Source organism: Enterococcus sp. AZ194, from assembly GCF_051713825.1.
GTDB lineage: Bacteria > Bacillota > Bacilli > Lactobacillales > Enterococcaceae > Enterococcus_K.
Genome location: NZ_JBIOQR010000001.1, coordinates 3,835,191 through 3,848,638, shown reverse-complemented (window position 1 = coordinate 3,848,638; position 13,448 = coordinate 3,835,191). Strand labels below are relative to the sequence as shown.

Genomic DNA, 13,448 nt, shown 5'->3' with positions numbered 1-13,448 from the left:
TATTTTTATTTGTGATATAAAAGTAAAAGGAGGTTGGGACAGAAGTGTTTAACTCCGAGAACCGGGTAGGTACTGTGCAACATCAACTCATGCTTCGTTGTGTTTTACAGCAATAAGAGGGAATTCACGGAAATGACAAGAAACACGAAAGCCTTTCTTTCGATGTTGATTGATTCCTACGTGGTGCTCTTCAAATTTTTGTGAATTTCAGCTTATTTCCGAAGGAGTTGCTTCTGTACCCACCGTTTATTCGGGAAATAGGAGCATGGGCATAACTTTTTGAGTTATGTCTCATGCTCCTTTTGCGGTCTAGTTCATTCGAGTAACTTTCCAACACTCCGCCATTTCAAATGTCAGATTCTTCAATTAGTCGTTTAGCAATAAAGTAGTCACCCTCGTAAGGTTCATCTTTTCCTAAGACTTTTTGATACAAATCGACACCCTTGCCGGCGATGACGACTGTGTCTTGTGCCGTACAAAGCGATAAGGCGGATTCGATTGCGTGAGATCGGTCCATTTCAAAACGAACATCGACCTGCTTATTGGTAATCGCTGCAGCAATTTCCTCAGCAATTTTTTGAGGGGATTCATGAGCTGGGTCATCTGTAGTCAAAATAGCGATGTCACAAAGTTCGGAAAGAACAACGCCGAAATCTTTTCGACGAGAGATAGCTTTGTCTCCCGGGCTACCGATAATAACGATTAGCTTCCCAGTCGGATTCTCTTTTTTAGCAAATTGCAGCAAATTTTTTAAACTCAAATAATTATGGGCATAATCAACAAATACAGAGGCACCATTTTTATGAGTTAATTGATCCATTCGGCCAGGCACACGTGCATGAGCTAATCCTGTTTGACCGTCTGATACAGAAGCTCCGGCAAGGCTGGCAGCTAACAAGGCACTTGCGGCGTTTTCTTGATTAAAATCACCTGCTAAAAGGATTCGATAGTCGCCATCAATCATCGGTAAGTCCTGTTTGTTTGTGTGAGCTACAGCTTGTTGTGTATGCGATAAGTGAAACGCAAGTGAATCGGTTTGATCTGTAACCACTTGAAAATCAGCCGTCTTCTCTCGACCATAAGTCAGTACGGGAACACCCGCTTGGTTAATCGATTCAGCTAAAAGCGCATAGTAGTCAGTTTCATGATTGATGATGACTTTTTTAGAATGAAGTAACAGCTGACGTTTGCAATAGAAATAGTCGTCAAAGGTCGGGTGTTCAATTGGGCTAATATGGTCTGGTGAAATATTTAGGAATAGGCCGATATCAAATGTTAACCCATATACGCGCTGTGTTTTATAAGCTTGAGAAGAGACTTCCATAACTAGATGGCTCATCTGATTGTCTACTGCCTGGCGCATCATTTTATATAAATCTAGAGATTCTGGCGTAGTTAGATGAGACTTGAAATAATTTACTCCGTCTAATGTGGTATTCATCGTCGAAAGTAAAGCTGTTTTGTTTTGAGTCGTCTGATCTAAGATGGCTTTTGTAAAATAAGCCGCAGTCGTCTTTCCTTTAGTTCCGGTAAACCCAATAACGGTCAGTTCATTTTGAGGATAGTCATAAAAGGCCATGCTAAGAACGGCCATAGCTTTGCGAATATCTGTGACAATGATGGCGCATTGCGCGTTAACTTCGTAGGGCTGTTCTGCAACATAACAAGAAAGCCCTGCTTGAATAGCTGAAACTAAGTATTCTTCTTTGAAATTCAGACCTTTACAGAAAAAGAGCGTATCGCGGTCTACCTGACGAGAATCGTAGGAAATTTTTGTGAAAGAGCGGGTAGAAAGCTCAGTTAATTGAAGATGCCAACCATCAGTAGTTACAAATTCTTTTAATAGTTGGTGTTCAAGTAATAATGTGCGAATTTTATCTAGGGAAAACGTCATAAGAGATGCCTCACTTTTGGGTTGTATTTTATAAAAATAAAGAGCTGATTGAATGAATAACGAAAAAGTGATCTGAAGTGAAAATTCAGATGCCTTTAAACTTTCTCAATTATACCATAGGCGCTTTTGATTTTTTAGTGGTCAAAGGAATAGAAAAAAATCAAAAATCAGCAAAAGAATTCTGTTCCTACTATAATATTTTGCAAAAGAGATTGCTAGTTTGGCGAATTACAATTAAAATGGAGGAGTATGCTTTGAAGAAAGTTGGTAATCATTCAGATGGATAATCAAACACAACCGCAATCAAAAAAATTAACCAATCAAGAAAAAATGGCTCGTGGTTCGGCATGGATGACGGCCAGCAATATTATTTCTCGATTATTGGGTGCTATTTACGTCATTCCATGGTATGCATGGATGGGCGAACATGCCAAGACGGCCAACGGATTGATGAACATGGGCTACAATGTCTATGCATTATTTCTGATGGTTTCGACTGCTGGGATCCCAGCGGCTATTGCCAAACAAGTCTCTCATTATAATTCGCTAAATGAATACCAAACAAGTCGTCAGCTATTTATCAGAGCGTTGCAGATGATGGCCGTATTAGGTGTCGCGTTTGCCGGAATTATGTACATTGGCTCTCCTTGGCTCGCCGAAGCATCAGGTGGCGGAAAAGACTTGATTCCAACAATGCGCGCATTAAGTGTGGCTGTTTTGGTTTTTCCTTGTATGAGTGTCATTCGTGGCTATTTCCAAGGAAATCAAGAAATGATGCCATTTGCTTTATCACAAATTGTGGAACAAGTGGCTCGCGTGTTTTATATGCTATTGACTGCTTTCATCATTATGAAAGTTGGGAGCGGCGATTATGTTGCCGCTGTAACTCAATCGACGTTAGCAGCTTTTGTCGGTATGCTTGCTTCGTTTGTCGTATTAACCTATTTCCTACAAAAACAAAAGGTAACAATGGATGTTTTTGTTGAAAAAAGCGCAAATCAATTAACTCTAGCCACTAAAGACTTATTAGTTGAGACGGTAAAAGAAGCGATTCCGTTTATTATCGTTGGTTCAGGGGTAACTATTTTCAAATTGGTTGACCAAATGACCTTTGTAAAGGTGATGGCAGGGGCAACAGCCTACTCTCATGACCATTTAATCGAGTTGTTCTCGGTGTTTAGTGCTAATCCAGATAAGTTGACGATGGTGGTAATCGCCTTAGCAACCTCTATTGCAATGGCAGGCTTACCGTTAATTACGGAAGCAGCTACGATTAAAGATCATATTGGCCTAGCCAAATTGACCAATAATAATTTTCAACTGTTTGCCTTTGTGATGTTTCCGGCAACCTTTGGGATGATATTATTGGCATTCCCATTAAATACTTTATTCTATTCACCGGATCATTTGGGAACAAAAGTCTTGATACAGGCTTGTATTGCTGGGTTATTCCTAGGATTATATATGTTAGCCTCCAATATGCTACAGGGGATGTATCAGAATACCGCTGCAATTGTTTACCTAGTTATTGGTTTTATCGTGAAACTAATTTTGCAGTACCCATTGATTCGTTTGCTTGAGGTTTATGGACCTTTGATGGCGACGATGATTGGTTTTGCTGTTTCATGTTATCTGATTGTTAGGAAAATCCATAAAGTGACACGATTTAATATTAATTTGACCGCACGCAGGGTCTTGTTGATATTCCTTATGACGCTTATTATGATGGTTGCAGCAGGAATTGCCAGAGTAATCTTTGGTTTAGTCCTAGATGTAAATAGTAAGTTCCAGTCGTTTATTCTAGTGGTACTTGTTGCAGCAGTAGGTGGTGCAGTCTATGGATATCTTGCACTAAAAACACGACTAGCAGATAAGCTTCTCGGAGAACGCATTGGAAGTTTACGCAGAAAATTAAAGATAAAATAACGATCGTTGAGTGGAGACCATGACATAAGTCAGCTCCACTCTTTTTTAGGAGGAAATCGGAATGCGCTTAGATAAATTTTTAGCAGATGTTGGCTTAGGGAGTCGTAAAGAAGTCAAAGTATTCATCAAAAAAGGGCAGGTTCAAGTGAACGGTGAAACCATCAAAAGTGATAAATTTCAGGTCAAAGAAAAACTAGATCAGATTACGTTTGAGGGGGAGAAAATTACCTACCAAAAAGACTTTTATTACCTGCTGAATAAACCACAAGGGGTAATCTCGGCGACACAGGATAATTACGATGAAACGGTCTTGGATCTATTTAGTGATGAAGAATATCGGGAAGACCTCTTCCCTGTTGGTCGCTTAGATAAGGACACGGAAGGCTTATTATTAATTACCAATGACGGTGTTCTTTCGCACCAATTATTATCACCAAAAAAACATGTCGAAAAAGAATATTATGCCCATGTAGCAGGGATTATGACCAATGAAGATATCACTGCTTTTGAAGCAGGCGTAATTATCAGTGGAGAAGAACAAACATTGCCAGCGAAGCTTACAATTGTCTCGGTGGATGAGGCGATGCACACTTCAGAGATAAAATTGATACTTCATGAGGGGAAATTCCATCAAGTAAAACGTATGGTCGCAGCAGTAGGTAAAGAAGTTACCTACCTGAAGAGGATAAGAATGGGTAATTTGTACCTACCAGAAGATATTGAACTAGGAAGCTATCGCCAACTAACTGAAGAAGAATTAGGAAAGATAAAAGGGGAATGAATGGGGAGTCATTGTGATTTAGAGTGGGGGAAGTTGTAGACTTATAGTACTATCGGAAAACGGTTGCGCATATTTATTTCGAGTGCTAAAATATTATTAACATATTTAATTGAATTAAATATAGGGCGAGGTAGTAAAAAGCCTCGAGGATTGAAGAAATTATATATGTTATAGGACTATCTGGTTGAGATTATGTGTCCAATCAGATAGATATATTACTCTAAAATGATAGCGGATACAAAATATGCGAGGGATATATTTAATTATATGGGTATGTTATTTAATGAGATGTCTGTACCCTAGTAGTAATCGATTGGAGTCTCATGTGAATAAGAAAATTTTGTAAAAAATTATAAAATCGATTTTATCTTTTCTATTATAGTTGTGATAGAAAAAATATGGCGACAGAAAGATAGAGATTCATAGTTCCATTGTAGTTATAGGCATCTTGTTTATTTATGTATTATTATATAACAAATCAAATTAAAAGAATCTATACATATATGTGGTACGAAGTATATATCAATTTTTCAGAGAAAAGGAGAGTGGCAAATGAATTCAATGTATATTGCCCATGTTCGGAAGTCTGATGGGGAGAAACAACTACTTAAGGATCACTTGATTCAATGCGCGGAGCTTGCTAGTGAATATGGAAGAACAGCCGGTCTAGCAACTGTTTGTTACTTGGCAGGGTTGCTCCATGATGCTGGTAAATTTTCAGATGATTTTCAGGAATATTTACGGAAATCGGTGGCTAATCCAGGGAGCACAGTTCGTGGGAGCGTGGATCATTCAACAGCAGGTGGGCGACTTATTTTTAATGTTGTTCAACAGACAAAACCAACTGCTAGTAAGCAACTTCTTGCTGAATTGATTGGAAATAGCATTATTTCGCACCACAGCGGAAAAGGATTGCAAGATTTTATAGATGGAGAAGAAGCACATTCCACTTTTTTAGAACGCGTTGTTCATAAAGAGTTGCCAGAATACGAGAAAGTTAAAAAACGTTTTTTTGAAGAAATTATTACGCAAGAAAAATTTGAGCAGTTAATTGAGACGGCAACAAATGAACTTGTTACCTTCAAAAGGAAAATGAAGAAAGCGGAAGATTTATTCTTTCTACTAAAATTTATATACAGTAGCTTGTTAGATGCCGATCGTACAAATACACGATGCTTTGAAGAAACTACCGAAGTTGAGAAATTGGATGTAAAACAGTTATTTGCAACGTATCAGGAGCTTTTAGAAAAACATGTAGTGAAATTAAATAGAGACTCTCCTGCCACTACGATAAATACATTACGCCAAAAAATGTCGAATGAGTGTAAAGCGTATGGGAGAAAAAATACCGGTATTTATAGTTTATCAATTCCAACGGGCGGTGGAAAAACGCTCGCGAGTTTGCGGTTTTCCCTAGAACACGCAGTAAAACATGGAAAAAAAAGGATTATTTATGTTGTTCCGTTCACAACTATAATTGAACAAAATGCAGAGACGGTAAGAAAAATTTTACAAGATGACAGTCATATTCTAGAACATCATTCAAATATTATCCAAGAGCCAGATAGAGATGATGAAGATGAAATTTTAGAAAAGAAACAGGCTTTGATGAGAGATAATTGGGAGGCGCCTGTTATCTTTACCACAATGGTCCAATTTTTGGATACAATTTATAGTAAAGGAACTAGAAATCCTAGAAGATTTCATAATTTGCACGATGCAGTGATTATTTTTGATGAAGTTCAAAGTGTTCCTATAAAATGTACGAATTTATTTGTAGCTGCGTTAAATTATTTAAAATGTTGTGGAAATACGACGAGCATTTTGTGTACAGCAACACAGCCCTCGTTAGAGACTTTAGATAAAGGTCTTAAAAAAGATGCTGAAATCATTCAAGGTTTGAGTAATATTCAACAAGCGTTTAAACGTGTTGAAATCCATAATAAAGTTGAGGCTGAGGGATGGGATGAAATACAAACAGTGTCGCTTTGCACAGAAATTATTGAAGATAAGCGGAGTTTATTAGTTATTTTAAATACAAAGTCTGCTGTGTTAAAGGTATTTAAGGAGTTGGAAGAACAGAAACTAGAAAATGTGACACTTTATCATCTGAGTACGGCGATGTGCCCTGATAATAGGCGTGAAATACTTAGAGAAATTACAGACAAGCTACAACAAAAAGACGCTAAGGAAAAAATTATCTGTGTAACGACTCAATTAATTGAAGCAGGTGTAGATATTAGTTTTGAATCGGTTATTCGTTCTGTTGCGGGGTTAGATTCAATTGCACAGGCTGCCGGTAGATGCAATCGTAATGGTGAAGTAGAAAGCCAACCTGTTTATTTGATTAATCCAAACAACAAGCTTGAATATTTAAGTATGTTAAAAGAAATTAAGCTTGGTAAAGAAAAAACATTAGAAATTTTGAGTGAAATAGAGTCGGCGCCTACCACCTATGATGGAGATATTTTTTCGACTAGTGCACAACATATTTATTTTGAACGGTATTTTAAAGAAATGGAGGAGAAACTTGGTTTTCCTGTGGGCGAAGGGGTAAGTCTCAAATTGGATGCATTAGTAGGGAAGAATACAGCATCAGTGAATAACTATGAGAAAACGTTAAATAAAAGAGCAGAGTTGGTCTTAAAATGCAGTCCCAAGACCATTGCAAAATATTTCAAAGTAATCGATAGTCCGACTACTACTGTACTGGTTCCATATGGAAAAGGAATCGAGATTATCGGGCAATTAAATGGCGAGCTGTCAACAGAACAAGTGCTGCCGTTGATAAGAAAAGCACAGCCATACACGGTTAATTTGTTTGACCATGAATTAAAAGCTTTAGAAGCTAATGGTGCCATATATAGGTTATATAATGGAGAGATTTTTGCTTTAGCTGATAATGCATACTCAAAAGAGTTTGGAGTTGACCTTACTGCACTTGCAGCGAGTGATGGATTATTTTATTAAGAAGGAGGCGCTGTATGAGAAATCAAGTAACATTTCAGGTGGAAGGAGATTATGCTCTTTTCACGGACCCTGTAACAAAAATGGGTGGAGAAAAAATGACGTATCAAATCCCTACGTACCAAGCACTAAAAGGGATTGCTGAATCAATTTATTGGAAGCCAACGATTATCTATTTTGTGGATGAGGTTCGTGTGGTCAATCCAATTCAAATGGAGTCAAAAGCGATGCGGCCTATGAAATATAATGATAGTAGTGGGAATGACTTAGCTTACTATACGTATTTGAAGAAGCCAATCTATGAAGTGAAGGTTCATTTTGAGTTTAATCCGTATCGACCGGACTTGAAACAAGATTGGAATGAGCACAAACATTTTCAAATTTTGAAACGTTCAATAAAAGCTGGTGGTAGAAGAGATATTTTCCTCGGGACAAGAGAATGTCAAGGATATGTAGAGCCTGTTGAGTATGGAGAATCAGACGGATTTTATGATAATTATGGCGAGTTACATTTTGGCACAATGGTTCATGGCTTTTCTTATCCGGATGAGACTGGGAGAGATGAATTAGCGGTCAGATTGTGGCAGCCAGTGATGAAGGATGGCGTAATCAAGTTTCCACGACCCGAAGAATGTACAATCGTGCGCTCGTTAAAGGCGATGAAGGCTAAATCATTTAGTATTGAGGATATGGAGCTTGTGGATGAACTAGCTGATCAGCTTCATATACAAGTACAAACGGAGGTGAAAGAATGACCTGGCTATCAGATCTTTATGAAACTTATGAAGTAAACAGTGAACGCGTAGGAGTGAAGGATGTAACGAGATGGGGGAAAGAAATTACCTTGTTACCAATCTCCCATGCTTATCAGAATGCTCAAGTTGAGGTAGCAATCAAACCGAATGGTGAGTTTTTTAGGGCGGTAGTTATACCTAAAGAGGATTCAGCAACGTTGATTCCAGTGACGATTGATTCTGCAGGTAGAACGAGCAGTCCGTCTCCACATGGTTTGCATGATGGGCTTCAATATGTTGCAGGGGATTTTCAAGAGTTTGGTGGTGTTTATAAAAAAGAAAATGCGCACTTACTCTATTTAGAAAACCTTAGAGCATGGTGTCAGTCGGAGTATTCAAATGCACGTGTAAAAAGCATTTTAACCTATTTAGAAAAAGGAACGTTGATTAAGGATTTACTACAGGAACAGGTATTAGTAGCAGAGAATAATCAATTAATTGCCAAATGGTCTGCAGCTTTGGGTGAAAAGCCTCCGATTTTTAGTGTCTTGGCGGGAGACCAATTTTCAACATTTGTTCGATTTACTGTTCATGAATTGGGAGTGGTTAATACTCCGATATGGGATGATAAACAAGTGATGAGTGATTATGTGGCCTATTACAATCAGAAATTGGCGGAAGCTGGAGAAGGATTGGATTATGTAACCGGAAAACAGATGCCATTAACTGAAAATCATCCTTCAAAAGTCCGTTATGGTGGGGATATGGCGAAACTGATATCGGGAAATGACTCAACAAACTTTACTTATCGTGGCCGTTTTTCTGAAAAAAATCAAGTGGCAACGATTGGTTATGAGGTGTCACAAAAAGCTCATAATGCGTTAAAGTGGTTGATTAGTCGGCAAGGGTTTACGAATAGCGGACGTGTCTTTCTTGTTTGGAGTAAAGAAGGAGTTACAGTACCTGCACCAGAAGAATCAAGTTATAACTTAACCTTTGAAGAAGATGAAGAAGAGAGTATAGTGCATTATGACACGACGGCTCAGAAATTTGCGGAGAATTTTCAAAAGGCCATGCTAGGCTATAAAAAAAATTTAGACTATGAGTCGCGGATTCAGCTGATGGTTTTAGATAGCGCAACAAAAGGTAGAATGGGTATTTTGTATTACCAAGTATTACCACAGCAGTTATATTTTGATCGTTTAGAAAATTGGCACAAGACATGTTACTGGCAACATACATTTACAAAAGATAAAAAGACGGTTACATTTTTTGGCGCACCTAGACTAAAAGATATAGCTGAAGCAGCGTATGGGCCTAGAGGAAATGAAGCATTGATTAAGAATGCGATTCAGCAGCTTTACTCATGTGTTGTAGATGGGAAATGTATTCCTATCAATATTGTTCAAAGTGTTCTTCAACGAGTAAGTAATCCAATTAATAAGGAAAAGTGGGAATGGAATAAGGATCTGAGTATCGCATGCTCTGTTATGAATAAACATTATAAATTTAAAAAGGGGGAAAAGAGTGTGGCTTTAGATAGAGAGAGTACAGATAGAAGTTATTTGTTTGGCAGGCTTTTGGCTGTAGCAGATGTTTTAGAAGAAAAAGCTTTGATAAGAGCGGGGGTAAAGAGAAATACTAACGCAAAACGTTATATGAGTACCTTTAGTATACGTCCGTTATCTACATGGAAAATCATTCAAGAAAACTTGATACCTTACCAGATAAGACTAAAAGATACGAATTATTTTTACCAAAAGGAATTTGATGAAATAGGTTCAAAAATTGAAGTGAATAATAGTTTTAGTGATGCACCATTGAACGGTAAGTATCTATTAGGTTACTACAGTCAAAGAGAGGCATTAATGAACTATAAAAAAAATGTTACCGACACGGAGGGAAAATAAATGAGTACATTACAAAAGAAAATCGACTTTAAAGTGGTTGTGTCTGTTAGAAACGCAAATCCGAATGGAGATCCATTGAATGGAAATCGCCCACGCCAAAATTTTGATGGAATCGGTGAAATTTCTGATGTCGCAATCAAGAGAAAGATTCGTAATCGTTTACAGGATATGGGTGAAAGAATCTTTGTACAATCAGATGAACGTGCAGATGATGGGGCAAAAAGTTTGAAAGAACGTGTAGATTCAATTGAAGAACTAAAAGAAATTTCTGGAAATAAAAAAAATGCTGATACCACTCGTTTTAGCGAGTTAGCTTGTGAAACGTGGATTGATACAAGAAGTTTTGGTCAAGTATTTGCTTTTAAAGGCTTAGAACTTTCTGTTGGCGTACGAGGTCCAGTATCTATTCAAACTGCGGTTAGTGTAGACCCAATCACCATTAATAGTATGCAAATTACTAAGAGCGTTAATTCAGTCAGTGAAGGTGGTGGGAAAAGTTCGGACACAATGGGAACCAAACATTTTGTGGATTTTGGATTGTATGTTTTTAATGGCAGTATTAATGTTCAACTAGCTGAAAAAACAGGATTTACAACTGAAGACGCTGAAAAAATTAAAGAGGCTTTGAAAACTTTATTTGAAAATGATGCTTCTTCAGCGAGACCTGATGGAAGTATGGCTGTTGAGAAAATCTATTGGTGGGAACATCCATCAAAAATGGGTAAGCATTCGTCAGCAAAGGTTCATCGTTCTATTAGCTATCAGAAAAAATCTGGAGTTGATGTCGTAAAATCATTCGATGATTATGAAGAAATTGAGAATGAATTACCAGATTTGGTTCCTGAAAAGATTAATGGATTTTAATCTATGTATGATGAACAAGATTTTTTAATGATTTCAGGAATTCAACATTTTCTATTTTGTAGACGCCAATGGGCATTAATACACATTGAACAGCAATGGAAAGAAAATGTTTTAACTCTAGAAGGTCAGTATCTGCATGAACGTGCAGACCAACCGACTATTCGTGAAAAAAGAAAAGGAAAGGTGATTGTACGGGCTTTACCTGTGCAATCACCGACTCTTGGAATAACAGGTATTTGCGATGTAGTTGAGTTTGTTCAAGATCCAAAGGGAATCTCATTAGCAGGAGAACCGGGTAATTACATTCCAGTTCCTATCGAGTATAAGCATGGGAAGCCCAAAATAGAGCCGAGTGATATCTTGCAATTAACTGCTCAAACAATATGTTTAGAAGAAATGTTGATGTGTGAAATCTCAGAAGGCTACATCTACTATCATGAGACTAGAAGAAGAGAGAAAGTACTGTTTACTGAGGAACTAAGAGATAGTCTGAAAAAGAATTTACAAGAAATGCATGGCTATTGGAAAAGAAATTATACACCTAAAGTAAAAACGGGGAATTTTTGTAAAAAATGTTCTCTGAAAGATATTTGTTTGCCAAAATTAATGAATAGTCAAACTGTAAATAGCTATCTGGAACGGAGGCTACAGGATTGAGAAAACTACTAAATACAATATTTGTCACTACAAATGACGCGTATCTAGCTTTAGATGGAGAAAATATTCTAATTAAAGTAGAGAATGAGATCAAAGGACGGGTTCCGCTTCATAATATAGAATCAGTCGTTACGACAGGGTATTTAGGTGCAAGTCCTGCCTTGATGAGAAAATGTGCTGAAAAAAATATTAATTTGACATTTCTGACCACTACAGGGAAATTCGGAAGTCGGCTGTCAGGTCCTGTGACTGGAAATATAAGTTTAAGAAAGAAACAGTATCGAATTTCTGACAATGAATCTAAAAGTTTAGAAATTGCTCGTCATTTTATTATTGGGAAGTTATATAATCAAAGATGGATGCTCGAACGCGTTGCTAGAGAACAAACTTTGAGAATTGATGTAGAGCAGTTTAAAATGATTTCACAGGAGTTAAAAGAAACCATTGGGAAAATTCAAGAAGTTAATGATTTAGACACGTTAAGAGGACTTGAAGGGCAGGCTGCTAATCGGTACTTTTTACTATTCGATCAAATGATTTTACAGCAAAAAGAATCATTTGGGTTCTATGGGAGGACGCGCCGCCCGCCTTTGGACAATGTAAATGCTATGTTGTCACTTGCCTATACTTTGTTAGCCCAAGAATGCTCCTCTGCATTGGAAATAGTAGGGTTAGATCCATATTCGGGATTCATGCATCAAGACCGGCCGGGACGCCCATCACTATCTTTGGATTTAATGGAAGAGCTTAGAGGGATTTTTGCAGACCGATTTGTTCTTACGATGATTAATAAAAGGATAGTGACTGCGAAAGATTTTATAAAAAAAGAAAATGGGGCTGTAATTTTAACCGATGAGGGAAGGAAAAAATTCTTCTTTAACTGGCAAGAAAAGAAACAAGAACAGATTCAGCATCCTTTTCTCGGAGAAAAGATTCAATGGGGATTAGTACCGTATGCGCAAGCCTTACTACTGAGTCGATTTTTACGAGAAGATTTGGACGGGTACCCACCGTTTCTATGGAAATAGGAGAAGTTAGATGTTAATACTAATCACGTATGATGTGGCAACAAGCTCTGAAAATGGTGCAAGGCGACTTAGAAAAGTTGCTAAAAAATGCCAGGATTATGGACAAAGAGTACAAAATTCGGTCTTTGAATGTATTGTAGATGCAACAGAGTTAGTTAAATTGAGAAAAGAATTAGTAGAACTAATCGACAAAGAGAAGGATAGCTTACGAATTTATCGGTTAGGAAATAACTATAAAACTAAAGTGGAACATATTGGCGTAAAAGAAACAAAAAGTGTGGAAGAACCATTAATATTTTAGAAGAATTTTTTTGGTGCGGATGGTAAGTGCACATAAAATCCCTGGGACATCCGCACCAAATTTTGTCCAAAAATTGGTCTAAAAATCATATTTTCTAATTTAATTTTAATATAGAAGGATAGTTTTTACAAAAAAACGAAAGTCAGTTCGTATGTTTTTGTAGAAATCACGGTCTAGCTCTGTATAGAGCTAGTGGATTGAAATTAGTCCAACCGCCTTCGCATAGTTGCCAACAACGTCTAGCTCTGTATAGAGCTAGTGGATTGAAATTGCTATTTCTGTCGGTGTTGATTCGATTGTAATGTCTAGCTCTGTATAGAGCTAGTGGATTGAAATATTCATCTGCTCTCCTCCTTAAACGAATTCAAAATGTCTAGCTCTGTATA

Annotated in this window: 11 protein-coding genes and 1 CRISPR repeat array (1 of these 12 only partly in view); of the genes, 10 read left to right on the top strand and 1 reads right to left on the bottom strand. The window is 37.5% G+C overall.

Annotated elements, in window-relative coordinates; translation table 11 throughout:
* Positions 1-346: 346 nt before the first annotated feature.
* A complete protein-coding gene (locus IGI37_RS17825; protein ID WP_438763427.1) occupies positions 347-1,894 on the bottom strand; it encodes a UDP-N-acetylmuramoyl-L-alanyl-D-glutamate--L-lysine ligase in 1,548 nt (515 codons plus the stop codon).
* An 89-nt stretch (positions 1,895-1,983) separates the two neighbouring features.
* On the opposite strand from IGI37_RS17825, the gene IGI37_RS17820 reads away from it, so the two are divergent.
* The 10 genes from IGI37_RS17820 (at position 1,984) to cas2 (ending at position 13,062) form a co-directional block, all read left to right on the top strand.
* Complete coding sequence (locus IGI37_RS17820) at positions 1,984-2,181, top strand: hypothetical protein (protein WP_438763426.1); 198 nt, start codon at positions 1,984-1,986, stop codon at positions 2,179-2,181.
* Positions 2,174-3,820 carry a putative polysaccharide biosynthesis protein gene (locus tag IGI37_RS17815; RefSeq protein ID WP_438763425.1) on the top strand — a complete coding sequence of 549 codons (1,647 nt, stop codon included), beginning with the start codon at positions 2,174-2,176 and terminating at the stop codon, positions 3,818-3,820. The genes IGI37_RS17820 and IGI37_RS17815 overlap by 8 nt, the downstream gene beginning before the upstream one ends.
* A 61-nt stretch (positions 3,821-3,881) precedes the next feature.
* On the top strand, positions 3,882-4,601 hold the full coding sequence (locus IGI37_RS17810) for a pseudouridine synthase (RefSeq protein ID WP_438763424.1): 720 nt from the start codon (positions 3,882-3,884) through the stop codon (positions 4,599-4,601).
* Positions 4,602-5,153: 552 nt separating this feature from the next.
* A complete protein-coding gene (cas3, locus tag IGI37_RS17805; RefSeq protein ID WP_438763423.1) occupies positions 5,154-7,571 on the top strand; it encodes a CRISPR-associated helicase Cas3' in 2,418 nt (805 codons plus the stop codon).
* Positions 7,572-7,585: 14 nt separating this feature from the next.
* On the top strand, positions 7,586-8,323 hold the full coding sequence (gene cas5c, locus IGI37_RS17800; RefSeq protein ID WP_438763422.1) for a type I-C CRISPR-associated protein Cas5c: 738 nt from the start codon (positions 7,586-7,588) through the stop codon (positions 8,321-8,323).
* Complete coding sequence (cas8c, locus tag IGI37_RS17795; RefSeq protein WP_438763421.1) at positions 8,320-10,212, top strand: type I-C CRISPR-associated protein Cas8c/Csd1; 1,893 nt, start codon at positions 8,320-8,322, stop codon at positions 10,210-10,212. The genes cas5c and cas8c overlap by 4 nt, the downstream gene beginning before the upstream one ends.
* Positions 10,213-11,076 carry a type I-C CRISPR-associated protein Cas7/Csd2 gene (gene cas7c, locus IGI37_RS17790; RefSeq protein WP_438763420.1) on the top strand — a complete coding sequence of 288 codons (864 nt, stop codon included), beginning with the start codon at positions 10,213-10,215 and terminating at the stop codon, positions 11,074-11,076. It abuts the gene before it with no gap.
* Positions 11,077-11,079: 3 nt separating this feature from the next.
* Positions 11,080-11,733, top strand: coding sequence for a CRISPR-associated protein Cas4 (cas4, locus tag IGI37_RS17785; protein ID WP_438763419.1), 654 nt, complete (start codon positions 11,080-11,082; stop codon positions 11,731-11,733).
* Positions 11,730-12,761 carry a type I-C CRISPR-associated endonuclease Cas1c gene (cas1c, locus tag IGI37_RS17780; protein ID WP_438763418.1) on the top strand — a complete coding sequence of 344 codons (1,032 nt, stop codon included), beginning with the start codon at positions 11,730-11,732 and terminating at the stop codon, positions 12,759-12,761. Before cas4 ends, cas1c begins: the two co-directional genes overlap by 4 nt.
* Before the next feature lie 10 nt (positions 12,762-12,771).
* Entirely contained in the window at positions 12,772-13,062 is a 291-nt protein-coding gene (cas2, locus tag IGI37_RS17775; protein ID WP_438763417.1) for a CRISPR-associated endonuclease Cas2, read from the top strand.
* 171 nt (positions 13,063-13,233) lie between these two features.
* Positions 13,234-13,448: a CRISPR direct-repeat array (repeat unit 33 nt; unit sequence GTCTAGCTCTGTATAGAGCTAGTGGATTGAAAT); it runs 756 nt beyond the window's last position.

Bases quoted from the DNA above. Each gene is read 5' to 3' on its own strand.
- IGI37_RS17825 (WP_438763427.1), bottom strand. From the start codon at position 1,894: ATGACGTTTTCCCTAGATAAAATTCGCACATTATTACTTGAACACCAA.
- IGI37_RS17820 (WP_438763426.1), top strand. From the start codon at position 1,984: ATGCCTTTAAACTTTCTCAATTATACCATAGGCGCTTTTGATTTTTTA.
- IGI37_RS17815 (WP_438763425.1), top strand. From the start codon at position 2,174: ATGGATAATCAAACACAACCGCAATCAAAAAAATTAACCAATCAAGAA.
- IGI37_RS17810 (WP_438763424.1), top strand. From the start codon at position 3,882: ATGCGCTTAGATAAATTTTTAGCAGATGTTGGCTTAGGGAGTCGTAAA.
- cas3 (WP_438763423.1), top strand. From the start codon at position 5,154: ATGAATTCAATGTATATTGCCCATGTTCGGAAGTCTGATGGGGAGAAA.
- cas5c (WP_438763422.1), top strand. From the start codon at position 7,586: ATGAGAAATCAAGTAACATTTCAGGTGGAAGGAGATTATGCTCTTTTC.
- cas8c (WP_438763421.1), top strand. From the start codon at position 8,320: ATGACCTGGCTATCAGATCTTTATGAAACTTATGAAGTAAACAGTGAA.
- cas7c (WP_438763420.1), top strand. From the start codon at position 10,213: ATGAGTACATTACAAAAGAAAATCGACTTTAAAGTGGTTGTGTCTGTT.
- cas4 (WP_438763419.1), top strand. From the start codon at position 11,080: ATGTATGATGAACAAGATTTTTTAATGATTTCAGGAATTCAACATTTT.
- cas2 (WP_438763417.1), top strand. From the start codon at position 12,772: ATGTTAATACTAATCACGTATGATGTGGCAACAAGCTCTGAAAATGGT.